Raw genomic sequence first — 23,198 nt, forward strand, 5'->3', positions numbered from 1 at the left:
CAGCCATGAAGAGCTTGTAGTTCCCCTTCATATTCTCACAATAAAAAATGGAGAAGTTGTCAAACACAGCTTGCCAGCAGGCGTTTTAGAACCGTTGGTTACTGCCAAAGGTAAGGGAGTTACCCATGAATTGCCGGTCGGAATTCTCCCACCTCTTGAAACGGCAAATGGAGGAGGTGTTCGTCATGAATTGCCAGCAGGCGTTTTAGAACCGTTGGTTACTGCCAAAGGCAAGGGAGTTAGCTATGAATTGCCTGTCGGAATTCTCCCGCCTCTTGAAACGGCAAATGGAGGAGGTGTTCGTCATGAATTGCCAGAAGGTGTTTTAGAACCGTTGGTTACTGCCAAAGGCAAGGGGGTTACCCATGAATTGCCTGTCGGAATTCTTCCACCTCTTGAAACGGCAAATGGAGGAGGTGTTCGTCACGAATTGCCAGTAGGCGTTTTAGAACCGTTGGTTACTGCCAAAGGTAATGGAGTTACCCATGAATTGCCTGTCGGAATTCTTCCAGCTCTTGAAACGGCAAATGGAGGTGGTGTTGGTCATGAATTGCCAGCAGGCGTTTTAGAACCGTTGGTTACTGCCAAAGGCACAGGGATTACTCATTTTATTCCAAGCGGTAGCCTGCCTCTAACAGTAACAAGAAGTGAGGTTTATACTCCGGCAATGCCAGCTGTCTCATTGTCACAGCAACAGCAGAAACATACGGAGACCAAGCCAGCTGTGTTACCATTGGTAGCTGTATCTAAGGAGCAGGCAGGCCAGTTAAGTGCCACCTTGACAAGTAGCAATTCAGCCACGTCAACTTCCAATCGTTTACCTGAAACAGGGGAGAGAAACAATCTAAGTCTTTTAGGATTCTTACTTGCCTCCCTAGGTTTTAGTTTCTGGATTGGTCGCAAAAAAGCTGAATAAAGCAGAATGGATTTTGCTTAAGAATTAGTATCAGAAACGAACAAACATCTGGAATTACAAGAGCCGATGATTTGTTCGTTTTCTTTTTCTTTTTTAAGGGGGGCTAGCCTTGCTCAAAAACAATTGACTTGTCCAATCAATAAGTATGCAAAATAGAGTATATATGGTATAATGATATAAATAAAACGTGTAAAAGAAGAGAAGGGGGAGCACTTCTCTTAAAATTGGTCCTTGTAAGAAGGAGTAATGTCATGGGCATGGATATTGTACAAATGGGATATCTGATCAATATCGTGGAGTGCAGATGTAATTTATCCCTTGCAGCTAAGAAAATTCATATTAGCCAGTCTGTCTTAAGTCAATTTATCACGCATTTTGAAGCGAGTGAAGGCATTCAATTATTTAATCGGAAAAATGGGCGCTTGGATGGTATGACAGAAGCGGGTCGTATGGTCTATCGTTTTGCGACAGAAATTGTTGCCAAATATGAAGAAATGCAGGATGTTATTCAAAAAGAAGCTGCTAAACAGCAAGGAACTATCCGACTTGGTCTTCCGTCCATCATTTTGAGAGCTTATTTTTCTCATCTTTTGCCCAAATTTTATGTCAATTACCCCACTATCAATATCGAAATTTTAGAGGGGAGTGGTTTGGAAATATGGAAAAAATTTGTGGACAATGAGCTAAATATAGCTCTCCTAGTCGAGCCGACCAAGCTGGATAGCAAAAAATATGAACAGCACCTAATCCACAAAGATGAGTACGTTGCTTTTATGGATAAAGACCATCCTCTAGCCAATAGGGAATATTTGGAATGGAGCGACTTGCAGGACTATCCCATGACGACCTTTAATCAAAACTTTACCAGTTATAGCAATATTATGCAGAAGTTGAAGGATGAGGATATAGATATTCAACGTCTACATCATTCCTCTTCTTGGGACTATATGGTCGCTGCAACAGCAGGAAATGATATCGTTAGTGTGTTGCCGAGTAGTATCGAAGCATTGATTGATGAAAGTCAGTTTAGGGTCGTTCACTTTCGTGATGCCCTACCCTTTAATATCTGGCTGTGTCGACCGCATCGTAAACGAGTGGGGGAGGCAGAGAATTTCATCTATGAGGAAATGCTGAAGTTTCATGTCCCAACTAGTGAAGAGCAAACGGGTGGTTGCAATTGCATGAGCAGTCTGAATGTACCAGTCGGATAAAGGAGAAACCATGTTGCAAGCATTTGAATTTGGAGAAATGAGGATTACCTGGCTACGGGGATCTGACAAATACACAGATGCAGGTACCTTATTTGGACCTGTCCCCAAGGCTGTTTGGTCCAGATATTATCCAACAACAGCTGGCGGTTTGGTAGCTGATTTGACAGATCCTATACTCATTGAATATAAGGGGAAGAAATTTCTGATTGATAGCAGTTTGGGGACTGAAAAATTAGATGCCAAACAAGTTAGAAATTTAGGGGTTGTTTCTGAGAACAGAATGTTAGAAAGTTTGGCTGAATTGGGCTATAGCAGACATGATATTGACGGAGTGCTGATGACCCACATGCACAATGACCATGCGGGTGGCTTGACCTGTCTTGAAGAAGGCGGGCTTGTTTCGACCTTTCCCAATGCCAACATTTACATCAATGAAATAGAATGGGATGAAGTCCGTTATCCAAATCCCCGTACCCGTGCAACCTATCTCAAGGAGAATTGGGAAGCTATTCAATCTCAAGTTAAAACCTTTGGTTCCTCCATTGAAATCATCCCAGGTATTGAGATGCACAGGACAGGTGGACACAGCAAGGGGCATTCTATCATTCTATTAAAGCAAGACCAGCAGACCATTATTCACATGGCAGATTTACTTCTAACGCATGCCCATCGTAATCCCTTATGGGTTGCGGCTGTGGATGACTATCCGATGGATAGTATTGCTGCGAAGACAAGGTGGATAAAGGAAGCCTATGAAAACGCCTATATTTTCCTTTTTTATCATGATTCGTTTTATTCCCTGCTACAATTTACACCAGATGGGAAAGAAGTAATGGCATATATGGAAAGATCTCGTCCTCCCCTTGTCCCATTTACAAGTCAGCAAGACAGGAGGCTGATGATCCCACCTACTGCTAAAAAACTTGGTTAGCCAGCACCTAGTGACCTACTGGGTGCTTTTTTATGGTAAAATGGAGATAGAAGTAGAGGATGATATGACAATTATTGGACAGATTGAGAAGTTAAGAAAAGAACATTTAGGGTCCCTGACAGTTCTATGCGGTGAGGATATTGGTCAGTATCAGATAGCCAAGGACTTACTTTTAAGGCAGGTGGATTTTGATCCCGCAGATTTGGGTTTTGCCTATTTTGATATGTCTGAGGCTGATTACAGTCAGGTCGATTTGGATTTGGTATCTTTGCCATTTTTTTCAGATGAAAAAGTAGTCATATTAGACTATTTTGCCGATTTGACGACGGATAAAAAGCGGCATTTGACAGATGACGAACTCAAGCAGTTTGAGGCTTATTTAGAAAATCCTGTCGAAACAACCTGTTTGATTGTCCTAGCTCCAGGAAAGCTAGACAGCAAGCGTCGTCTGGTCAAACTCCTCAAACGAGATGGACTGGTACTGGAAGCCAATCCCTTGAAGGAAACGGACTTGCGACAGTATTTCCAGAAAGAACTGGGTCGTCTAGGTCTGAATATGGATGGAGATGTCTTTCAGTATTTGTTGGTAAAATCTAATTTTGAGTTTGCGGAAGTCAGTAAAAACCTAGCCTTCTTGCAGTCTTATAAAGGACAAAATTTGATTACTATGGCAGATATTGATGCTGCCATTCCTAAGACCTTACAGGATAATATTTTTGACCTGACCCAATTGGTTCTTCAATCCAAAATCGATGAAGCCCGTCAACTTGTTCGTGATTTGCGTTTACAGGGGGAGGATGAAATCAAGTTGATTGCAGTCATGCTGAACCAATTCCGTACTTATTTACAGGTTCAACTTCTTCGAGAACAAGGTAAGAGTGAGCCACAAATGGTAGCGGAACTGTCAGAAATCATGGGGCGAAAGGTCAATCCCTATCAAATCAAATTTGCCCTACGTGATTCACGTTACCTATCCATTGGATTTCTGAAAAAGGTGGTCAAATTGTTGATCGAAACAGATTACCAAATTAAAACAGGTGTGTTTGAAAAAAACTATCTCTTTGACCTAGCTTTGCTAAAAATTTCAAGCCTATAGTCAGACAAATAAGTTGAAAAGGCTCTCAAATTGGAGTAAAATAAGAATATCAATTAGTATAGGAGAACAAGAAAATGGCAATTATTTTACCAGACCTTCCATACGCATACGATGCCTTGGAACCACATATTGATGCAGAAACAATGACCCTGCACCATGACAAGCACCATGCAACTTACGTTGCAAATGCCAATGCTGCCCTTGAAAAACACCCAGAAATCGGTGAAGACTTGGTAGCACTTTTGTCAGATGTGGAACAAATTCCAGCTGATATCCGTCAAGCTCTTATCAACAACGGTGGTGGTCACCTGAACCACGCACTTTTCTGGGAATTGCTTTCACCAGAAAAAACAGAAATTTCAGCAGAATTGGCAGCCGATATTGATGCGACTTTCGGTTCATTTGATGCCTTCCAAGAAGCCTTCACTACAGCAGCAACAACTCGCTTCGGTTCAGGCTGGGCTTTCTTAGTAGTCAACAAAGAAGGCAAGTTGGAAGTTATCTCAACTGCTAACCAAGACACACCAATCATGCAAGGTTTGAAACCAATCTTGGCATTAGATGTTTGGGAGCATGCTTACTACCTCAATTACCGTAACGTTCGTCCAAACTACATCAAAGCCTTCTTTGAAGTAATCAACTGGAACAAAGTTGACGAGCTTTATAATGCAGCTAAATAAGATTGTAAAACAGGCGAAGTTTCGCTTGTTTTTTTCAATATTTTGAGTATTTTTCTTTACAAGGGAAGAGGATTTTAGTATAATTTGTTTTGTGTGTAATGGACGCACAAAAATACAGTTTATCCGCTGGGTTTAAAAGCACCTATGATTGACAAAGATAGGAGAATAAAATGAATCCATTGATCCAAAGTTTGACAGAAGGTCAACTTCGTACTGATATCCCTTCATTCCGTCCTGGTGACACTGTACGTGTTCACGCTAAGGTTGTCGAAGGTAACCGCGAACGTATCCAGATTTTCGAGGGTGTTGTTATCTCTCGTAAAGGCCAAGGCATCTCAGAAATGTACACTGTACGTAAAATCTCTGGTGGTGTAGGTGTTGAACGTACATTCCCAATCCACACTCCACGTGTTGATAAGATTGAAGTAGTACGTTACGGTAAAGTACGTCGTGCTAAATTGTACTACCTACGTGCATTGCAAGGTAAAGCAGCGCGTATCAAAGAAATCCGTCGTTAAGATGGGAGGAAGCAGCGAAAGTTGCTTCTTTTTTTGTTTCTAATAGATGGTATCCTATGTTTATAAGAGCTACTCAAGATGGTGGAATTATCTAGCTATTAACATAAAAAATATGTTATACTATGTCTATAGATACTAAGGAGATCCAAAATGAGTAATCAGTTTATTCCGTCTGTTTTGTCTGATTTACGCCAGGATATTGTGCAAGTACCTGACATTATTAAGGAATGCAGCGGTATTCGGATTTATGGTCGTCGTATCCGCTCGGTTTTATTTACAACTGATGTGGCGATTATTGCCAATCATAATGCAGATGCCGTTTTAGCAGTTTATCCATTTACTCCTAGTCCAGCCATCCTCAAAAGTATTATGATGGTTGCTTCTGTCCCGGTTTTAGCTGGTGTTGGTGGTGGACTAACGACAGGAATGCGGTCGGCCAATATGAGTTTGCTTTCTGAGTCCGAAGGAGCTTATGCTGTTGTGGTCAATGGTCCTACTAACGTGAAAACGATTGAGCAAATTAACAAGATGGCTGATATTCCCATTATCTACACAGTCGTTTCAGAGAAGGCAGACTTGTTATCACGAATAGAGGCTGGTGTAGATATTTTAAATGTTTCTTGTGGACTAGAAACTCCTGAGGTAGTGAAAAAAATACGTGAAGTTCTTCCAGATTTTCCTATCATTGCGACAGGCGGTCCAACTGAAGAATCCATACGTCGTGTTATCGAAGCAGGAGCCAATGCCATTTCCTATACCGCTCCAAGCAATGCCGAACTCTTTAAAAAGAAAATGGAAAAATATCGAATATCAAGTAAGGACTAGCCCGACCTTGCAATCTTCTATTTTATGAGTTAAAATAGAAGAATAGCTTCCCTTAGTTAAATGGATATAACAAATTCCTCCTAAGAATTAGTTGCAGGTTCGATTCCTGCAGGGGAGATAAAAATACAACAAAAACCCTTGAAATATCAATGTTTTCAAGGGTTTTGTTTTGTCTGAAATGTGACCGAGGGGCACGAAAGGGGCAAGCTAAAAGAGTTCCGCTGTACTCTTGTTGATGTAGTCTATCATGTCGCGAGTAGTGTGTGAGTATATTTTGAGGGTGGTTTGCGGGTCTGAATGCCTTACGCGATCCATAACAGCTTTGATTGGGACCGTTTTCTCACTTAGATATGAGATATGGTAGTGCCTGAAGATGTGAGTGGTGAAATTTGGGTTGTATTTCTTCAGCCGTCTAGTCATTGTATTTGCAGAGGAAGTAGGAAGGTTATTTAAGTCTATGCACACTCAAAACATTGGTCTGTTCCTTTAAAAAATGCTAAAATAGAGGAAAGGAAACGCATCGGACTTCTTGTTCAAGCTGGCACAAAGAATTATGTTCGTGCTGATTCAAATAATACGCTTTTGCCAAAGGATTTTATTACAGCCGAAAAACATGCTTATTTAACCTACGAAAGGATAAAAAACAGCAATCAAGATTTGGAAAAGCGTAAAATCTATTCGAATATTGGGAAGTTCAAAGAAATGAATGGCTTTTCGAAAGATGATGTTGATAAAGCGTTCGAACGTGTGTTTAATAATGTTCATGAGTTGAATTATGGGAAGGAGTTATTAGCACCAGACATCGACATGGCTCAATCATGGGAGAGATTGATTTCTGGAAAAAATATTCAATCACATGATTTAATTTTGCAGAAGCATGAACGCTTAGGACATGATTATATGTATGTGATTGGAAAGTTGGATTATGATACAGCTCACAAAAAAGTTGATGAGTTATTTAATTCCTCCGAAGCTGTCGATGAATTTAAAAAGAAAGGGTAAAGGTATGTATTTAAGATTTGTTTTGATAGCTATTGGTGACGATGGTTTTTATCACTATGAGATTTACCCTGAAAACAAGGAGGAGCATAAGCAAACGATTGTTTTTAACCCTGAAACGAAAGTGATTCGTGTAAATACATTTGACGATGCCAATATGAAGTATTTAGGGAAGTTTTTACAAAATTTTAAAAACCAAGACGGGAACTACCACAAAGAGTTGGCATTTGGGTGGGGATAAGCATTCGAGATATCGAGTGCTTTTTTGTTGCAGAAAATAGAAAGGGGTCGTTATGAGTAACAAACGTATCAAGAAAAAACGCTTGCTTGAAATTAAGTTAGCTGAGTGTTTAGCTCGTGAGCATTTGCTTGTGTCGGCTATGACTGAGCAGAATGACAAGATTGTTGAGCAGACAAAAGAAATCACTGCACTATGTTCGATTATCGAATGCAATGCACAGGCTACTAATTCAAGGTTTGACAAGATTGAAAATCAAGTGACTAGTAGCAATGTCAAGAAACCGTTCTGGAAACGCTAAGGAGGTGGTCCGACATCTTGACAGCGGGAAAGACTGCAATAATTGGTGGATAGTGCTTTGCTGGCACATTGGGCTTTTGTGACTACTAAGCCAAAGAGAAAGCAAAGAATTAGTTATTAAGGAACCGAGAGGTACTTTTGCTAGAAAAAATTGCCGAACTGCAGGGAAGATAAAAACCACCTAAAAAAGCCCGATTTGACGGGCTTTTTGTGTTTAAAATTTTCTTATCTGCTGTCCATAAATCGTCTGTTTTCTGTTTACAAGATAAGCTAGGGCAAGTACTGGAATGGCGTAGGGGATGATGTTCCAACCAAATACCTCGTAGCCGATTAAAATCGGTGCCAGTAATGTGTTGGTTGCTGAGCTAAATACAGCACAATAGCCAAGGGCAGCAGCAAGTTCTACTGGCAGCCCCAGTAATCCAGCTAAAAGAGCACCAAAACTAGCTCCAATAGCAAAGAGTGGAGTGACTTCACCGCCTTGAAAACCTGCTGCCAAACACAAGCAGGTGAGCAGGAGTTTGAGTAGCCAGTCATATACAAATACGTGGTCCCCAACTAAACTGGCCTCAATCAAATTAGTACCCAGACCCGAATAGCGACCGTGATGGAAGAAGTATAGAAGGACTGTTAACCCAAGACCCATGATAGCTATTTTTAGGTAAGGATTTGGCAACCAGTAAGTCAAATACCTTTTTGCTTGTTCTATAAGGCAGGAAAAAAGATTGCCGATGAAACCAAAGCATAAGGCAATTAAGAACCACTTGAAACTATCTGTAAACTTGAATGAGTAAGCCGAAATGACATGAGTAAATTTTTCCAAGCCCAATAAATGTGAAGTAGTAGAGGCTGTAAAGGCAGCTATTAAACAATAGACCAAATTTCTCCAAGCATATTGACCAACTATCAAGACCTCGATAGCAAAGAAACTAGCAGCCAATGGTGTTTGAAATAGCCCTGCAAAACCTGCGGCCATACCAATCTTTGTTATCATGTCTTTGGGCAAGTGTGTGAAACCATGTTTTTGTAACCAATGCGAAAGACTAGCTCCAAGCTGAACGGCTACACCTTCACGACCAACAGAAGCTCCAAAAAGATGACTGAGCCAGGTCGTGCAGATGATGAGCGGTACTAAGACTGGAGAAATGTGACTGTCTTCACCTAGTCCCGCTTTAAAAACCAACCCCATCCCTGCTTGAACTTCTTTGCCCCATTTTTGATAGACAAATACAACTACTAATCCAGCCAATGCAAGAAAAGGAACAAGGTAATCGAGATATTCTGAACGTACTTGTCCAATTTCTAATAAAAACTTCCCGAAGAATGTAGTGACCAATCCAGCTACCAGTCCCATTAGGACGGAAAAGAGCAGGAGTTGAAGTATTTGTTTACCTTTATTGGTCATCGCTAGCTAGTTTTGCAGCTTGATAGGCTCTTGACTGGGCCATGATGTCGCTAAAGGTCGCTTGAATAGCTGAGCGGTAATCTTCTTTCTGGACTAGCTTTCCAACGCGTTCAAGGACAGCAATTTCCCGACTGGTATCCAAAACAGGTTTGCCAGTTGCTCGCTTAAAGGCTGTGACTTGATCAACTAGCTCCATGCGTTGTTCAAGCAAGTCAACTAATTGACTGTCAATAGCGTTAATATTTTCGCGAATGTGATCTAGATTCATGTTCTTCTCCTTTTAAGAAAACCAGTAACAGATGTTACTGGTTGATTTGATTATTCATTTACTTTTGCTGCAAGATCAGTTGCGAACTGCTCGAGGTTAACGATATCCTCGTCTTCAGCAGCAAGGTCTACCTTGACATTTTCAGCACCCTTGACTGCACCACGTGAACCAAGCATGACATCAAAGTCATCTACTGCACTGCAGAAGTCATCATAGAAGGTATCACCAGAACCGCAAACACCGTACACCTTACCAGTCAAATCCAAGTCCGCTAGGTCAGCATAGAAATCAACGATTTCATCTGGAAGCTCACCATCACCACCATAAGAATAAGTGTAGCTGGCTACGACAATTAAGTCAGCATCCAAGATTTCTTCTGTTTCAATGGTCGTACATTCGTGCACCTGTACTTCCAAACCCAACTCTTCTAGCTTACTGGCGACGATATCAGCAATTTCTTCTGTGTTACCAGTCATACTAGCGTAAACAATTTTTGCTAGTGCCATAATTTCCTCCAAATTACATAGTAATCTTATTATACCATACTCCTATCATTTTCAAAAGGGGAAGTTTATGCTAAAATGATGAAAAGGAGTTGCTATGACTATTTACAGTACAATTATCGAAAAAATTCGCGAATATGACACTATTATCATTCATCGTCACCAACGACCAGATCCAGATGCCATTGGCAGTCAGGTTGGCTTGCAAAAGCTCTTGCAGAAGAATTTTCCTGAAAAAAACATCAAGGTAACTGGTTTTAATGAGCCGAATCTTGTTTGGATGGCAGAAATGGATCAGGTTTCCGACCAAGATTATCAAGGGGCCTTGGTTATTGTAACGGATACAGCCAATACAGCCCGTGTGGATGATGACCGCTACACTCAGGGTGATTTCCTGATCAAAATCGACCACCATCCAAATGAAGAGCCATACGGCGACTTGCTCTGGGTCAATACTGAGGCTAGCTCATGCAGTGAAATGATTGCAGAATTGGCCCTTCAAAGCCAGTTGGAATTGGACGGGGAAACTGCTCTTCTGCTATATGCTGGTATTGTTGGCGATACGGGACGTTTTCTTTATCCGGCGACTAGTTCACGCACTTTTGAAATTGTTGCTCGACTTCGTCAGGAAGATTTTGACTTCGCAAGAATGTCCCGCCAGATGGATACCATTGATTTCAAGATTGCCAAGTTGACAGGTTACGTTTACGACAACTTGGAAGTCGATGAGCACGGTGCAGCACGGGTCATTTTGACTCAGGATATCCTCAAAAAATACGGGGTGACCGATGCGGATACTTCCTTTATCGTTGGGGCTCCAGGGCGGATTGGCACTGTACAATCTTGGGGGATTTTTGTGGAACAAACTGACGGAAACTATAGAGTACGACTACGCAGCAAGTACATTCCGATAAACGAGATTGCCAAGCGCCACGATGGTGGTGGCCACCCACTAGCCAGCGGTGCTAACTCTTATTCCCTTTCCGAAAATGAGCAAATCTATCAAGAAATTCAAGAGGTCGTGAGGAATGCAAGCAAGTAGCCGTTCCCTTCGTCTAATGGGAACCATCATAGAAACTAAAATATGGTACCCAGATGCAGAACCAATTTTAGATCAGGTTGAAGAGTTGCTCTATCTATATAAGGACCGATTCTCTGCCAATGATTTGACATCTGAATTGATGGAGGTCAATCTCAACGCAGGTGTGCAGGCGGTTCCTGTTGCCGATGACCTGTATGAATTGATAAAATTGGGTAAGGAACACAGTCTGGCTCAGGGATCTTTTTTGAATATTACCATCGGTCCCCTTGTACAAAGCTGGCGGATTGGATTTAGTGATGCTAAGCTCCCTAGTCCCGAAGTCATCTCAGAAAAACTCCAGCTCATCAATCCAAGGGATATCGAACTCGATGACCAAGAGCAGACGGTCTATCTAAAAAAAGAAGGCATGGCCATTGATCTGGGCGCCCTAGCCAAAGGCTATGTAGCAGATAGGATTGTTGATTTTCTAAAAAGAATTGGAGTAGAGGCTGGACTGATTAACCTGGGAGGCAATGTCTTGACTTTTGGACAGGCTCCGCATAATCCAGATGGTTGCTGGCGAATTGGTATTCAGGATCCTCAGAAAACACGGGGTGAAAATGCCCTCGTCCTCAAGATAGGCGAAGAGTCGGTTGTCACCTCTGGTATTTACGAACGTAGCCTCACGGTAGATGGTCAGACCTACCACCACATTTTAAGTTCGCAAACGGGTTATCCTATCCAGAGTCAGCTGGCCAGTGTGACCATTGTGTCTAAAAACTCTGTCGATGGTGAAATTTGGACGACCAGACTGTTCGGTCAAGCTATTGATCAGATTATTAAAGTGGTTGAAGAGACGGATGGCATTGAGGTGGTCTTGATAGGTCTTGATGGGAAGATTTTTGTGACATCAGGACTTTCTAATAAAATACTGGCAGGCAAGGAGCGAATCTCAGATAGTTTGGGGAGCCCATCCAGAGGGGGATTTGGGGCAAGAGTGACCTCAGACCTGGCTTCTGGAGCTTCTGTCCTATAATCTGTTAAAAATGTTTGAAAAATAGGTAAAAAGACTTGCCAGAAGAAAAAAGTTTTGGTAAACTTAAGTGGTTATAATCTATGGCTCGGAAAGAGACCATGGCAGAAAGGAATTTTTAAAATGAAAAAAGATATCCATCCAGAATATCGCACTGTTGTCTTCATGGACACAACTACTGGCTACAAGTTCCTTAGTGGTTCAACTAAGAAAACTAGCGAAACTGTAGAATTTGAAGGTGAAACTTATCCATTGATCCGTGTGGAAATTTCATCAGACTCACACCCATTCTATACTGGACGTCAAAAGTTCACTCAAGCAGATGGACGTGTGGATCGTTTCAACAAAAAATACGGTCTCAAGTAAAAAAACAGTCCTTAACGGACTGTTTTTTCTTTGCCTCTTGAAACTAGAGAAGGCAAACGACAGTCCTTAACGGACTGTTTTTTCTTTGCCTCTTAAAACTAGAGAAGGCAAACGACAGTCCTTGATGGACCATTTTTTCTTTGCCTCTAGAAATAAAAGAGGGCTTTTTTGGTGCGTGATTGCCAAAATGATTGCCATTTGTCTGAATATACATTGTAGATAAATGTTCGAGTTTTTAGTGTGTTGACCAGTCGATTTTTTCTTCCTGCTAGAGCCTTTTCGTTTTTTTTGCTATAATGTTAAAAGCTATATTTAGTGCTGTATTCACAGTTTAGCACTTTACTTGTGAATACCAGTTCTTAGAAACGAAAGTATGAGGTAATCTATGAAATACAGAGGAACAATAGATAGTCGAATTGACTACTCTCTTATTTTACCAGTCTTTTTTTTATTGGTTGTAGGCATCTTAGCTCTTTTTATTGCAGTGAGCCAGGACTATCCAGATAGTGTTTTGCAAATGGTGGGGCAACAAATTGCCTGGATAGGTATTGGAATCGTAGCAGCATTCCTGGTTATGTTCTTTTCAACCAAGTTTCTTTGGCAAATCACACCCTTCCTATATGTGCTAGGACTAGGGCTGATGGTCCTGCCCTTATTCTTCTACAGTCCAGACCTGGTGGCTTCGACTGGTGCGAAAAACTGGGTAACTATTGGCGGTATGACCCTCTTTCAGCCGTCGGAATTTATGAAAATATCCTATATTGTCATGATTGCAAGGGTTATTGTCACCTTCCATAAGCACCATACTGAACGAGGTCTTCGAGAAGATTTTATGCTGATTGGTTATATGACTCTCTTTACTCTTCCTGTTTTGGTGCTACTGGCCTTGCAGAGTGACTTGGGAACTTCTTTGGTATTCGTGGCCATCTTCAGCGGGATGCTTCTCCTGTCGGGGGTGTCATGGAAAATTCTCCTACCGACAGCTGTGACCATCTTGGTACTGGTTGCAGGCTTTATGCTGATTTTTGTATCGCCAGGTGGGACAACCTTCCTGCATAATATGGGTATGGACACCTATAAAATCAACCGTATTTCAGCTTGGTTAGACCCCTTTAAACACGCACAATCAACGACCTATCAGCAGGCTCAAAGTTTGATTGCTATCGGTAGCGGTGGTCTGAAAGGTCTAGGGTTCAATAAAACAAATCTGCTCATTCCGGTTCGTGAAAGTGATATGATTTTTACAGTTATCGGTGAGGATTTTGGTTTTATCGGTGGGACAGTCTTGATCGGCCTCTACCTCCTGCTGATTTATCGGATGTTACGGATTACATTAAAATCCAATAATCGTTATTATACCTACATCTCTACAGGTTATATTATGATGCTCCTCTTCCATGTATTTGAAAATATCGGGGCAGCTACTGGTTTACTACCTCTGACAGGTATCCCACTTCCATTCATCTCTCAAGGTGGCTCTTCTATAGTGTCCAATCTGATTGGGATTGGCTTGGTACTATCTATGAGTTACCAGTCGCATCTAGCGGATGAAAAAGAAGAAGTGAGATCACGGAAATACAGGAAAATTACGTTAGAACGTTAGAAAGTTGGTTACTATGGTAAAAGTTGCAGTTATGTTGGCAAATGGCTTTGAAGAAATTGAAGCCTTGGCTCCTGTCGATATTTTTCGAAGAGCAGATTTTCAATGCGATATGATTGGTTTAACCAGTATTCGTGTGGAAGGTTCCCATGCTATCAAGGTTGAAGCAGATAGTTTGTTTGATGGGGATTTGAGCCAGTATGATTTGATTGTCCTACCGGGAGGGATGCCTGGTTCATTAAATCTCCGTGATGATGACCGTTTGATTGCAGAATTGCAAAAGGCGGTAGCAAATGGGAAACGGGTTGCGGCTATCTGTGCGGCTCCGATCGTTCTAGACAGGGCTGGTTTACTGGATGGTCGTCGCTATACATGTTTCCCAGGGAAAGAAGCAGATATTTCCACTGGTATTCATTTTGCAGAAAATGTAGTCGTAGACGGACCAATTATTACCAGTCGCGGTGCAGGTACTAGCTTGGACTTTGCCTATAAATTGGTTGACTTACTTGGTGGCGATGGTCAAGGTCTGGCAAGGGTCATGGTTCATAAATTTTAGAGGAATATAGTTTTGGAAAGTAGGGAGCTGAAGTAGAAATTCAGCTCCTTTTTGGTGGGAATTTTATGAAAAATATGGTATAATGTTGGGTACGATTGTAAAGTTTTTATACTCTTGTTTTTCCTATCCAGATACTTCAAATCTTGTCGGATGGTTTAACGTTTTTGAGAGTAGAGCTTAGAAATAAAGGAATAAGAATGACAGAAGAAATCAAAGATTTACAAGAAAAAGCACAAGAATATGATGCCAGTCAGATTCAGGTTTTGGAAGGTCTGGAAGCTGTTCGTATGCGTCCAGGTATGTATATCGGAACAACCTCTAAAGAAGGCCTTCACCATCTTGTTTGGGAAATTGTCGATAACTCGATTGACGAGGCCTTGGCCGGTTTTGCCAGCAAGATTGAAGTTTATATCGAACCAGATAATTCCATCACGGTTGTGGACAATGGTCGTGGTATCCCCGTCGATATTCAGGAAAAAACAGGTCGACCAGCCGTAGAAACAGTTTTCACAGTTCTCCATGCCGGTGGTAAATTTGGCGGAGGCGGATACAAGGTTTCAGGTGGTCTGCATGGCGTAGGTTCATCCGTAGTAAATGCCCTTTCGACTCAATTGGATGTCCATGTCTATAAAAATGGTCAGGTTTATTTCCAAGAATACCGTCGTGGTGAGGTGGTTGCTGATTTGAAGGTGGTGGGTGAAACAGACCGCACTGGTACGACTGTACATTTTACACCAGACCCAGAAATCTTTACTGAAACGACGGAGTTCGAGTTTGCTAAATTAAATAAACGCATCCAAGAACTAGCTTTTCTAAACCGCGGTTTAAATCTTTCTATTACGGACAAGCGTGAGGGAATGGAACAAACCAAGGAGTATCACTACGAAGGTGGGATTGCTTCCTACGTGGAATACCTCAATGAGAACAAGGATGTCATTTTTGAAACCCCTATCTATACTGAGGGTCAGATGGATGACATTACCGTTGAAGTTGCTATGCAATATACAACTAGTTATCATGAAAATGTGGTCAGCTTTGCCAACAATATCCATACCCATGAAGGCGGTACCCACGAACAAGGTTTCCGTACAGCTCTGACGCGTGTCATCAACGACTATGCTAAGAAGAATAAAATTCTCAAGGAAAATGATGACAACTTAACTGGTGAGGATGTGCGTGAAGGTTTGACGGCTGTTGTTTCTGTTAAGCACCCTGGTCCTCAGTTTGAAGGACAAACTAAGACCAAGCTTGGAAATAGTGAAGTTGTTAAAATCACTAACCGTTTGTTCTCAGATGCCTTTTCAGAATTCCTTTTGGAGCATCCTCAGATTGCTCGTCGGATTGTGGACAAGGGTATTGTAGCGGCCAAGGCGCGGATTGCTGCCAAACGTGCTCGTGAGGTGACCCGTAAGAAATCAGGTCTTGAAATTTCTAACCTGCCAGGCAAGTTGGCAGACTGTTCATCAAATGATGCGACTAAGACAGAGCTCTTCATCGTGGAGGGAGATTCTGCGGGTGGTTCAGCAAAATCTGGTCGTGACCGTGAGTTCCAGGCTATTTTGCCAATTCGCGGTAAGATTTTGAACGTAGAAAAGGCCAGCATGGATAAGATTTTGGCCAATGAGGAAATTCGTAGCCTCTTTACAGCTATGGGAACTGGCTTTGGAGCGGATTTTGATGTAGAGAAGGCTCGTTATCAGAAATTGGTCATCATGACCGATGCCGATGTCGATGGAGCCCATATTCGTACCTTACTCTTAACCCTCTTCTACCGTTATATGCGTCCGATTGTAGAAGCTGGATATGTGTACATTGCCCAGCCACCAATTTATGGGGTAAAGGTTGGAAGTGAAATCAAAGAATACATTCAGCCAGGTGTTAATCAGGAACAAGAATTGCAAGAAGCCTTAGAAAGACATAGTACTGGACGTTCTAAACCAACCATCCAACGTTATAAGGGGTTGGGAGAAATGGATGACCATCAGTTGTGGGAAACAACCATGAATCCAGAGAATCGTCTGATGGCGCGTGTTTCAGTTGATGATGCTGCAGAAGCAGATAAGATTTTTGATATGTTGATGGGGGATAAGGTAGAGCCTCGCCGTGAGTTTATCGAAGAAAATGCGGTATATTCAACATTAGATGTCTAAAAACTGAGAAAACAAGTGCATAAGCTAGAGATTTATGGTATAATAAAGCGATATTTTCTAGTAATTACTATGAACTAAGGAGATTTACATGCCTACAGGAACAATCATCTTAATCGTTTCGATTGTTATTATTTTAATCGTTGCCTATGTAGCCTGCCTGATTGTTCGCAAACGTAATGACAACCTCTTGGTTGCATTAGAAGAGCGCAAGGAAGAGCTATTTAACCTCCCTGTAAATGAAGAAGTTGAAGCGGTAAAGGCCCTTCACTTGATTGGTCAAAGCCAGGTTTCCTTCCGTGAGTGGAATCAAAAATGGGTTGATCTATCCCTCAATTCATTTGCAGATATTGAAAATCATATTTTTGAAGCAGAAGCTTTTAATAATTCTTTCCGTTTTGTCAGTGCTAAGAATGCTATTGATAGCATTGAAAGTCAGATTGACCTAATTGAAGAAGATATTTCTTCTATCCGTCATGGTTTGATGGATTTGAAGGAACAGGAGGAGAAGAACTCAGGTCGTGTCAAACATGCCTTGGATTTGTTCGAAAATCTGCAAGCCTCTGTTCGTGATAATTCTGAAAGTTATGGAGAAACCTTGCCAGAACTGGAAAAACAACTGAAAAATATTGAAGTTGAATTTTCTGAGTTTGTTATGCTCAACTCATCTGGTGATCCGATTGAAGCATCTGAAATTCTTGATAAGACAGAGGAGCACATGATTGCTCTCAATCAGATTATGGATCGTATTCCGCAGTTGATTGAACGTGTTAGTAAGGATTTTCCAGAGCAGCTGGAAGACTTGGAATCAGGCTACCGTAAACTTGTAGAGCAAAACTACTTGTTTACAGAAGGAAATATCGAATCCCAATTCCAAAATATTCGAGTTTCTATTCGTGAAAATACTGCCTTGATTGTATCTTTTGATTTGGATGCGGCAGAAGCTGAAAATGAGGGCATTCAAGCTAAGATTGACCACTTATATAAGCTCTTTAATCGGGAAATTGAGGCTAACAAGTCTGCTAATAAGATTAGTAAGAACCTACCAAAATTTTTGGAACATGTGGTACAAAATACCCAACTTTTGGATGAAGAAAGTCAGCGTTTAAATGCCAACTATCTATTGGCAGACAGCAAGCTTTCACGTATTAACCAACTGAAAAAACGTTTGGAAACTATTGAGATTGTCGTCGCTGAGAGTGTTGAAGGTATTGAAACGCCACAGGTGGCATATTCTATTCTGGAAGAGCGATTGGATCATTCGCTTTCAAGTTTGAAAGAAATTGAAGAAGAACAACTAGTACTGGCTGAATACCTTAAATCACAAGAATTATCAGAAAGTACAGCTCGTAAGAAAGCTACTCTCTATATCAATAAGCTTCATACCCTAAAACGCTACATGGAGAAACGCAATCTCCCTGGTATCCCGGCTGAGTTTCTGACAAACTTCTTCAGAACCAGTGACCATGTGGAAGGTCTGATTGCAGAATTGGATTATAAACGAATTAACATCGAAGTTGTTAATCGTTTGTTAGAAAATGCGACTTACGATATGAATCAGTTGGAAGAATTAGCTTACCTTATCGTTCAGAATGCGACCTTGACAGAACAACTCTTGCAGTATTCTAACCGCTATCGTTCAACCAATGAAGGAATTCAAGCAGCTTTCAATCGTTCACTAGATATTTTTGAAAGAGACTTTGACTACCAAGCAGCCTTTGAAGAGATTTCATTTGCCTTGGAAACAGTAGAACCTGGTGTAACAGAACGCTTTGTTCGTTCTTATGAAAAAACACGCGAAGCAATTCGTTACTAAATAAAGAGCCATTTTTGGCTTTTTATTTTTATACAAGAAAGGATATGAAAATGACAAAAGGTTTATTGGTTATGGATGTGGATTCTACACTGATTATGGAAGAAGGTATTGACCTTCTTGGTGAGGAAGCAGGTGTAGGCGAGCAGGTTGCAGACATTACAGAACGTGCTATGCGTGGGGAATTGGATTTTGAAGAAGCATTACGCGGGCGTGTTGCCTTGTTAAAGGGACTGCCTGTTTCTGTTTTTGATCGGATTATGGAAAAAATTCATTTTACACCAGGAGCGGTGGAATTGGTTACGGAATTAAAAAATCGTGGTTTCAAGGTTGCGGTCGTATCAGGTGGATTTCATGAAACAGTGGATCGTCTTGCTAGTCAGTTAGAATTAGATTATGTTCGTGCTAATCGTTTAGAAGTAGTTGATGGATTTTTGACAGGTCAAGTTTTGGGTGATATTGTGACCAAGGATACCAAGAAGGCTTGTTTGGAAGCCTGGGCGGCTGAAAATGGCCTAGCTCTATCTCAGACTATTGCTATGGGGGATGGGGCAAATGACCTACCTATGATTCAAGAAGCAGGAATTGGCGTGGCATTCTGTGCTAAACCAATTGTTCAAGAACAGGCACCTTATCAAATCAATGAAAAAAATCTCTATAAACTAATAGAGATTTTGGATGGTAAATATTGAGGAAGTCAGCTGGTTGCTGGCTTTTTCTATTTGCTTAGATTAAGAGTTGTTTTAAGTCAAGAAGGGTTTCGGCTATCATTGTTGCGCCAGCCTCTTCCAATTCTTGTCGATTTCCGTAGCCATAAAGGACTCCGATAGAAGCTAGCTGGTTGGCCTGAGCACCTTGGATATCGTGTTCACGATCCCCGACCATAATGCTTGTTTGCGGATTGTAGTTCAGCTGGGCTAAGGCATAGGAGATGACATCAGTCTTACTAATACGGCTGCTATCTAAACTAGCTCCAGAAATGACATCAAAATAATGAGCAATGCCAAAATATTCTAGAATTTGCTTGGCAAAGACTTCGGGTTTAGAGGTGGCGATAGCCAAGGTTTTACCTGCTTCCGTCAGAGCTTCTAAAAGAGGAATAACACCGTCGTAGAGTTGGTTTTCAAACATGCCCTTTTCTTTAAAATAAACCCGAAAGGCATCAACAGCTGCCTGGGTATTTGCTGGATTTAGTTGATAAAAACGGGCAAAGGATTCGTAGAGCGGAGGACCAATGAAGCATTTTAAGTTTTCTGGGTTCGGCTCCTCAATCCCCATTTGGTTCAGGGCGTAGGCGACGGAATTTAGGATACCTTGTCCAGAGTCTGTTAAGGTACCGTCAAGGTCAAATAAAATAGTCTGATACATAGAAGCCTCCTTTTGTCCAGTATATCATGTTTTAAGGAAATACTCGAATTTTTCTTGAAAGACCTGGAAAGGAGTGCTACAATTTATATAGAAAGGTGGGATATTGATGCGTATTCTAATTGCTCCAGATTCCTTCAAAGAATCTCTCTCAGCAATAGAGGTTGCTCAAGCCATAAAGCAGGGATTTTCAAAGGTTTATCCACAGGCAAATTATGATTTGCTTCCTTTGGGTGATGGAGGTGAAGGAACCCTCGACAGTCTGACACAAGCCTTGGGTTTAGAGAAATATCAGACAGAAGTGACAGGACCATTTGGGGATAGGATATGTGTTGACTATGCAATGCGAGATGGTCTTGCTGTTTTTGAAATGGCTGCGATAGTGGGACTTGCCAGCATTCCGCTAGAAAAAAGAAATCCTTTGCTAGTTTCTACTAGAGGAGTGGGTGAACTGCTGGTTGAACTGGTGCAGAAAGGTGCCAACCAGTTTTTCATCGGAATTGGTGGATCTGCCAGCCATGATGGTGGCATCGGAATGGCAGCAGGTCTTGGTGTAAAATTTTATGACAGAGAGGGTCAGGAACTGGAAGCCATCGGTGCCAATCTGGGTAAGATTGCGAACTTTTCCACAGAAGATATGGGCCTGGAACTGTCGGCTGTTCAGATTGATTTGGTAACTGATGTGGATAATCTTCTCTGTGGACATCAGGGTGCTACCTATATTTTTGCTGGTCAAAAGGGGCTGGAAGCCACGAATTTTGAGCAAGTGGATAGAGAAATGGAAAGATTTTATCAGCTTGTCAATCCAGCAATCTTGACACTGGCTGGTGCTGGTGCAGGGGGAGGTATGGCGGCAGGCTTGGTGCAGTTTGCAGGTGCCCGTATCCAAACAGGCATAAACTTTGTTCTGGATCAATTAGACTTTGACAAGCGAGTAGCTGAGGCTGATCTAGTTATTGTCGGCGAGGGACGAATGGATGCCCAGAGTTTGGCAGGTAAAACACCTATCGGAGTGGCACGACGGACTCCAAATGGCATTCCAATCATTGCAATTTGTGGTAGCCTCAAAGATGACCTTCCTGAGTTTCCTTTTGAAAATATCTGCGCCGCTTTTCCGATTATTGCAAGCGTTGAAAGTTTGGAGGACACGCTTCAAAAAGCAGAAAAAAACCTGGTCCGCACGGCAGAGCAGGTGGCAAGAATTCTTCAGTTGGGAGGAAAATTGGAAGAATTTGATTAAAGAAATAGCTTATCCAAATAGTTTTTTCCAGAAGGAAGGTTTGCTATCTTCCTTTTTTTCTTCCTTCTTGACAAGATTTGGAAAGATAACTTCTAAGTTAATTTTTTCTAAATCAACTGCATGATCTGTATGGAAGACCAGAGCGTACGGAGATTGCCCAATTTTCTCATCGATGATGGAAGAAGTAATTCCATGGGCTTGAGCGAGTTTCATCAGGGAAATTTGTTGCTTGTCTGCTAGGGAGGGGGAGAGTTTAAGTAAGAGAGGCATGTAGCTATTTGCTAGCTTTTGGCAGATGGTGTCGAATGCCGATATGACAAGCTCATTTGCTAGATCCTCGAAGGTGAGAAGAAGAACAACGCGCTCGCGATAAGTTCCCATGTATAAGCGCTGTTCATCAGGATTTAGACGGGTTTCACCAGAGGCTTTTTGTAAAATTGTAGTATGTAAATCAGTCATAATTTTAGTATAGCATATCCCAGTAAAAATGCAAAGGAAGGCGTTTACATTATTTCTTTCAGTAAAATAGCCTGTTTTTTCTTGAAAAATCTCTTATTTTAGGGTATGATAGCAATGTAACTATTTTAAACTCAAAGGAGAGTAATATAATGTCAATTATTACTGATGTTTACGCTCGCGAAGTCCTTGACTCACGCGGTAACCCTACACTTGAAGTTGAAGTTTATACTGAATCAGGTGCTTTCGGACGTGGTATGGTTCCTTCAGGAGCTTCTACTGGTGAGCACGAAGCAGTTGAGCTTCGCGATGGTGACAAATCTCGTTACCTTGGTCTTGGTACTCAAAAAGCTGTTGACAACGTAAATAACGTGATTGCTGACGCTATCATCGGTTATGACGTTCGTGATCAACAAGCTATCGACCGTGCTATGATCGCTCTTGACGGTACTCCTAATAAAGGTAAATTGGGTGCAAACGCAATCCTTGGTGTTTCTATCGCTGTTGCACGTGCAGCTGCTGACTACCTTGAAGTGCCACTTTACACTTACCTTGGCGGATTCAACACTAAAGTATTGCCAACTCCAATGATGAACATCATCAACGGTGGTTCTCACTCAGACGCTCCAATCGCTTTCCAAGAATTCATGATCTTGCCAGTTGGCGCTCCTTCATTCAAAGAAGGTCTTCGCTGGGGTGCTGAAGTATTCCACGCTTTGAAGAAAATCTTGAAAGCTCGTGGTTTGGTAACAGCTGTTGGTGACGAAGGTGGTTTCGCTCCTAAGTTCGAAGGAACTGAAGACGGTGTTGAAACAATCATCGAAGCTATCGAAGCTGCTGGTTACGAAGCTGGCGAAAACGGAATCATGATCGGTTTCGACTGTGCGTCATCTGAGTTCTATGACAAAGAGCGTAAAGTTTACGACTACACTAAATTCGAAGGTGAAGGCGCTGCTGTTCGTACATCTGCAGAGCAAATTGACTACCTTGAAGAATTGGTTAACAAATACCCAATCATCACTATCGAAGATGGTATGGATGAAAACGACTGGGATGGCTGGAAAGCTCTTACTGAGCGTCTTGGCAAACGCGTTCAATTGGTTGGTGACGACTTCTTTGTAACAAACACTGACTACCTTGCACGTGGTATCAAAGAAGGTGCTGCTAACTCAATCCTTATCAAAGTTAACCAAATCGGTACTCTTACTGAAACATTTGAAGCTATTGAAATGGCTAAAGAAGCTGGCTACACTGCCGTTGTATCACACCGTTCAGGTGAAACTGAAGATTCAACAATTGCTGACATCGCAGTTGCAACTAACGCTGGCCAAATCAAGACTGGTTCATTGTCACGTACAGACCGTATCGCTAAATACAACCAATTGCTTCGCATCGAAGATCAACTTGGTGAAGTTGCAGTCTACAAAGGCTTGAACTCATTCTACAACTTGAAAAAATAAATTAGTACAGTGTACTAATTTATCCCCGAGCTAGCATAGCGAGGGTTATAGTAAGAACAAGTCCGAAAATTTTCGGACTTGTTTTTCAATGTCTGGGAGACTGTTTTATCCCCGAGCTAGCATAGCGAGGGTCATAATAAGGACAAGTCTGGAAATTTCCAGACTTGTTTTTCGTAGTACAGTGTACTAATTTATCCCCGAGCTAGCATAGCGAGGGTTATAGTAAGAACAAGTCCGAAAATTTTCGGACT

The 23,198-nt window shown here is 41.6% G+C and carries 26 protein-coding genes and 1 tRNA gene; 21 read left to right on the plus strand and 6 right to left on the minus strand.

Annotation, left to right across the window (positions count from 1 at the left end; genetic code table 11):
* From ACEE44_RS09815 to ACEE44_RS09850, 8 genes are all read left to right on the plus strand, one after another.
* Positions 1-916 (plus strand): LPXTG cell wall anchor domain-containing protein (locus ACEE44_RS09815; protein WP_449172101.1); only part of this gene is annotated, 916 nt, incomplete at its 5' end.
* Positions 917-1,173: 257 nt separating this feature from the next.
* Positions 1,174-2,127 carry a LysR family transcriptional regulator gene (locus tag ACEE44_RS09820; protein WP_449172122.1) on the plus strand — a complete coding sequence of 318 codons (954 nt, stop codon included), beginning with the start codon at positions 1,174-1,176 and terminating at the stop codon, positions 2,125-2,127.
* A 10-nt stretch (positions 2,128-2,137) separates the two neighbouring features.
* Complete coding sequence (locus tag ACEE44_RS09825; protein WP_449172102.1) at positions 2,138-3,058, plus strand: MBL fold metallo-hydrolase; 921 nt, start codon at positions 2,138-2,140, stop codon at positions 3,056-3,058.
* Positions 3,059-3,122: 64 nt separating this feature from the next.
* Entirely contained in the window at positions 3,123-4,154 is a 1,032-nt protein-coding gene (holA, locus tag ACEE44_RS09830; RefSeq protein WP_449172103.1) for a DNA polymerase III subunit delta, read from the plus strand.
* Between the two features lie 74 nt (positions 4,155-4,228).
* Positions 4,229-4,834 (plus strand): superoxide dismutase SodA, encoded by a 606-nt coding sequence (sodA, locus tag ACEE44_RS09835; RefSeq protein ID WP_449172104.1) that lies wholly within the window; start codon positions 4,229-4,231, stop codon positions 4,832-4,834.
* Between the two features lie 170 nt (positions 4,835-5,004).
* Positions 5,005-5,352 carry a 50S ribosomal protein L19 gene (rplS, locus tag ACEE44_RS09840; RefSeq protein WP_011921928.1) on the plus strand — a complete coding sequence of 116 codons (348 nt, stop codon included), beginning with the start codon at positions 5,005-5,007 and terminating at the stop codon, positions 5,350-5,352.
* 150 nt (positions 5,353-5,502) lie between these two features.
* Positions 5,503-6,177, plus strand: coding sequence for a hydrolase (locus tag ACEE44_RS09845; RefSeq protein ID WP_449172105.1), 675 nt, complete (start codon positions 5,503-5,505; stop codon positions 6,175-6,177).
* A 46-nt stretch (positions 6,178-6,223) separates the two neighbouring features.
* Positions 6,224-6,295: transfer RNA gene (locus ACEE44_RS09850), tRNA-Arg, on the plus strand.
* 89 nt (positions 6,296-6,384) lie between these two features.
* On the opposite strand, the gene ACEE44_RS09855 is transcribed toward ACEE44_RS09850, so the two are convergent.
* Positions 6,385-6,642 (minus strand): tyrosine-type recombinase/integrase, encoded by a 258-nt coding sequence (locus ACEE44_RS09855; RefSeq protein ID WP_449172106.1) that lies wholly within the window; start codon positions 6,640-6,642, stop codon positions 6,385-6,387.
* Between the two features lie 117 nt (positions 6,643-6,759).
* Here ACEE44_RS09855 and ACEE44_RS09860 point away from each other — a divergent pair, with 117 nt between their 5' ends.
* From ACEE44_RS09860 to ACEE44_RS09870, 3 genes are read left to right on the plus strand one after another with little or no spacing between them, the layout of a single operon-like run.
* Entirely contained in the window at positions 6,760-7,179 is a 420-nt protein-coding gene (locus ACEE44_RS09860; protein ID WP_449172107.1) for a hypothetical protein, read from the plus strand.
* Positions 7,180-7,183: 4 nt separating this feature from the next.
* Positions 7,184-7,417 carry a hypothetical protein gene (locus ACEE44_RS09865; protein ID WP_449172108.1) on the plus strand — a complete coding sequence of 78 codons (234 nt, stop codon included), beginning with the start codon at positions 7,184-7,186 and terminating at the stop codon, positions 7,415-7,417.
* 52 nt (positions 7,418-7,469) lie between these two features.
* Positions 7,470-7,715, plus strand: a complete 246-nt coding sequence (locus ACEE44_RS09870; RefSeq protein ID WP_449172109.1) for a hypothetical protein — start codon at positions 7,470-7,472, stop codon at positions 7,713-7,715.
* 213 nt (positions 7,716-7,928) lie between these two features.
* Here ACEE44_RS09870 and ACEE44_RS09875 read toward each other — a convergent pair whose 3' ends face one another.
* The 3 genes from ACEE44_RS09875 to ACEE44_RS09885 are packed head-to-tail and all read right to left on the minus strand — an operon-like array spanning position 7,929 to position 9,893.
* Positions 7,929-9,119, minus strand: a complete 1,191-nt coding sequence (locus ACEE44_RS09875; protein WP_449172110.1) for a chloride channel protein — start codon at positions 9,117-9,119, stop codon at positions 7,929-7,931.
* Positions 9,109-9,387 carry a chorismate mutase gene (locus ACEE44_RS09880; RefSeq protein ID WP_449172111.1) on the minus strand — a complete coding sequence of 93 codons (279 nt, stop codon included), beginning with the start codon at positions 9,385-9,387 and terminating at the stop codon, positions 9,109-9,111. The genes ACEE44_RS09875 and ACEE44_RS09880 overlap by 11 nt, the downstream gene beginning before the upstream one ends.
* A 50-nt stretch (positions 9,388-9,437) precedes the next feature.
* Positions 9,438-9,893, minus strand: coding sequence for a flavodoxin (locus ACEE44_RS09885; RefSeq protein WP_105113236.1), 456 nt, complete (start codon positions 9,891-9,893; stop codon positions 9,438-9,440).
* Between the two features lie 94 nt (positions 9,894-9,987).
* On the opposite strand from ACEE44_RS09885, the gene ACEE44_RS09890 reads away from it, so the two are divergent.
* The 8 genes from ACEE44_RS09890 to serB all read left to right on the plus strand — a co-directional run bounded on the left by ACEE44_RS09890 (position 9,988) and on the right by serB (position 19,118).
* Positions 9,988-10,932 carry a DHH family phosphoesterase gene (locus tag ACEE44_RS09890; RefSeq protein ID WP_449172112.1) on the plus strand — a complete coding sequence of 315 codons (945 nt, stop codon included), beginning with the start codon at positions 9,988-9,990 and terminating at the stop codon, positions 10,930-10,932.
* Positions 10,919-11,947: an FAD:protein FMN transferase gene (locus ACEE44_RS09895; RefSeq protein ID WP_449172113.1), complete on the plus strand. Its 1,029-nt coding sequence runs from the start codon at positions 10,919-10,921 to the stop codon at positions 11,945-11,947. The genes ACEE44_RS09890 and ACEE44_RS09895 overlap by 14 nt, the downstream gene beginning before the upstream one ends.
* Positions 11,948-12,067: 120 nt before the next feature.
* The gene (locus tag ACEE44_RS09900; RefSeq protein ID WP_029944240.1) at positions 12,068-12,310 is read left to right on the plus strand and encodes a type B 50S ribosomal protein L31; all 243 of its coding nucleotides are present in this window, start codon (positions 12,068-12,070) and stop codon (positions 12,308-12,310) included.
* Positions 12,311-12,695: 385 nt separating this feature from the next.
* Positions 12,696-13,913 carry an FtsW/RodA/SpoVE family cell cycle protein gene (locus ACEE44_RS09905; protein WP_449172114.1) on the plus strand — a complete coding sequence of 406 codons (1,218 nt, stop codon included), beginning with the start codon at positions 12,696-12,698 and terminating at the stop codon, positions 13,911-13,913.
* 13 nt (positions 13,914-13,926) lie between these two features.
* Entirely contained in the window at positions 13,927-14,466 is a 540-nt protein-coding gene (locus ACEE44_RS09910; RefSeq protein WP_449172115.1) for a DJ-1 family glyoxalase III, read from the plus strand.
* A gap of 197 nt (positions 14,467-14,663) precedes the next feature.
* Positions 14,664-16,616, plus strand: coding sequence for a DNA topoisomerase (ATP-hydrolyzing) subunit B (gene gyrB, locus ACEE44_RS09915; RefSeq protein WP_449172116.1), 1,953 nt, complete (start codon positions 14,664-14,666; stop codon positions 16,614-16,616).
* Positions 16,617-16,704: 88 nt separating this feature from the next.
* Positions 16,705-18,429, plus strand: coding sequence for a septation ring formation regulator EzrA (gene ezrA, locus ACEE44_RS09920; RefSeq protein ID WP_449172117.1), 1,725 nt, complete (start codon positions 16,705-16,707; stop codon positions 18,427-18,429).
* Positions 18,430-18,473: 44 nt separating this feature from the next.
* Positions 18,474-19,118: a phosphoserine phosphatase SerB gene (serB, locus tag ACEE44_RS09925; RefSeq protein WP_449172118.1), complete on the plus strand. Its 645-nt coding sequence runs from the start codon at positions 18,474-18,476 to the stop codon at positions 19,116-19,118.
* 34 nt (positions 19,119-19,152) lie between these two features.
* On the opposite strand, the gene ACEE44_RS09930 is transcribed toward serB, so the two are convergent.
* Positions 19,153-19,794 (minus strand): HAD family hydrolase, encoded by a 642-nt coding sequence (locus ACEE44_RS09930; RefSeq protein ID WP_449172119.1) that lies wholly within the window; start codon positions 19,792-19,794, stop codon positions 19,153-19,155.
* Positions 19,795-19,900: 106 nt separating this feature from the next.
* Here ACEE44_RS09930 and ACEE44_RS09935 point away from each other — a divergent pair, with 106 nt between their 5' ends.
* Positions 19,901-21,031 carry a glycerate kinase family protein gene (locus tag ACEE44_RS09935; RefSeq protein WP_449172120.1) on the plus strand — a complete coding sequence of 377 codons (1,131 nt, stop codon included), beginning with the start codon at positions 19,901-19,903 and terminating at the stop codon, positions 21,029-21,031.
* A gap of 9 nt (positions 21,032-21,040) precedes the next feature.
* Here the strand turns inward: ACEE44_RS09935 and ACEE44_RS09940 are convergent, their stop codons facing one another.
* Positions 21,041-21,490, minus strand: coding sequence for a DUF1694 domain-containing protein (locus ACEE44_RS09940; protein ID WP_449172121.1), 450 nt, complete (start codon positions 21,488-21,490; stop codon positions 21,041-21,043).
* Positions 21,491-21,639: 149 nt separating this feature from the next.
* Here ACEE44_RS09940 and eno point away from each other — a divergent pair, with 149 nt between their 5' ends.
* On the plus strand, positions 21,640-22,947 hold the full coding sequence (gene eno / locus ACEE44_RS09945; RefSeq protein WP_099871461.1) for a surface-displayed alpha-enolase: 1,308 nt from the start codon (positions 21,640-21,642) through the stop codon (positions 22,945-22,947).
* Positions 22,948-23,198: the final 251 nt, after the last annotated feature.

The sequence above is a fragment of the Streptococcus sp. 32226D021BW genome (assembly GCF_053545015.1).

Coding starts and splice junctions, on each gene's coding strand:
- ACEE44_RS09820 (WP_449172122.1), top strand. CDS start 1,174: ATGGATATTGTACAAATGGGATATCTGATCAATATCGTGGAGTGCAGA.
- ACEE44_RS09825 (WP_449172102.1), top strand. CDS start 2,138: ATGTTGCAAGCATTTGAATTTGGAGAAATGAGGATTACCTGGCTACGG.
- holA (WP_449172103.1), top strand. CDS start 3,123: ATGACAATTATTGGACAGATTGAGAAGTTAAGAAAAGAACATTTAGGG.
- sodA (WP_449172104.1), top strand. CDS start 4,229: ATGGCAATTATTTTACCAGACCTTCCATACGCATACGATGCCTTGGAA.
- rplS (WP_011921928.1), top strand. CDS start 5,005: ATGAATCCATTGATCCAAAGTTTGACAGAAGGTCAACTTCGTACTGAT.
- ACEE44_RS09845 (WP_449172105.1), top strand. CDS start 5,503: ATGAGTAATCAGTTTATTCCGTCTGTTTTGTCTGATTTACGCCAGGAT.
- ACEE44_RS09865 (WP_449172108.1), top strand. CDS start 7,184: ATGTATTTAAGATTTGTTTTGATAGCTATTGGTGACGATGGTTTTTAT.
- ACEE44_RS09870 (WP_449172109.1), top strand. CDS start 7,470: ATGAGTAACAAACGTATCAAGAAAAAACGCTTGCTTGAAATTAAGTTA.
- ACEE44_RS09875 (WP_449172110.1), bottom strand. CDS start 9,119: ATGACCAATAAAGGTAAACAAATACTTCAACTCCTGCTCTTTTCCGTC.
- ACEE44_RS09880 (WP_449172111.1), bottom strand. CDS start 9,387: ATGAATCTAGATCACATTCGCGAAAATATTAACGCTATTGACAGTCAA.
- ACEE44_RS09885 (WP_105113236.1), bottom strand. CDS start 9,893: ATGGCACTAGCAAAAATTGTTTACGCTAGTATGACTGGTAACACAGAA.
- ACEE44_RS09890 (WP_449172112.1), top strand. CDS start 9,988: ATGACTATTTACAGTACAATTATCGAAAAAATTCGCGAATATGACACT.
- ACEE44_RS09895 (WP_449172113.1), top strand. CDS start 10,919: ATGCAAGCAAGTAGCCGTTCCCTTCGTCTAATGGGAACCATCATAGAA.
- ACEE44_RS09900 (WP_029944240.1), top strand. CDS start 12,068: ATGAAAAAAGATATCCATCCAGAATATCGCACTGTTGTCTTCATGGAC.
- ACEE44_RS09905 (WP_449172114.1), top strand. CDS start 12,696: ATGAAATACAGAGGAACAATAGATAGTCGAATTGACTACTCTCTTATT.
- ACEE44_RS09910 (WP_449172115.1), top strand. CDS start 13,927: ATGGTAAAAGTTGCAGTTATGTTGGCAAATGGCTTTGAAGAAATTGAA.
- gyrB (WP_449172116.1), top strand. CDS start 14,664: ATGACAGAAGAAATCAAAGATTTACAAGAAAAAGCACAAGAATATGAT.
- ezrA (WP_449172117.1), top strand. CDS start 16,705: ATGCCTACAGGAACAATCATCTTAATCGTTTCGATTGTTATTATTTTA.
- serB (WP_449172118.1), top strand. CDS start 18,474: ATGAAAATGACAAAAGGTTTATTGGTTATGGATGTGGATTCTACACTG.
- ACEE44_RS09930 (WP_449172119.1), bottom strand. CDS start 19,794: ATGTATCAGACTATTTTATTTGACCTTGACGGTACCTTAACAGACTCT.
- ACEE44_RS09935 (WP_449172120.1), top strand. CDS start 19,901: ATGCGTATTCTAATTGCTCCAGATTCCTTCAAAGAATCTCTCTCAGCA.
- ACEE44_RS09940 (WP_449172121.1), bottom strand. CDS start 21,490: ATGACTGATTTACATACTACAATTTTACAAAAAGCCTCTGGTGAAACC.
- eno (WP_099871461.1), top strand. CDS start 21,640: ATGTCAATTATTACTGATGTTTACGCTCGCGAAGTCCTTGACTCACGC.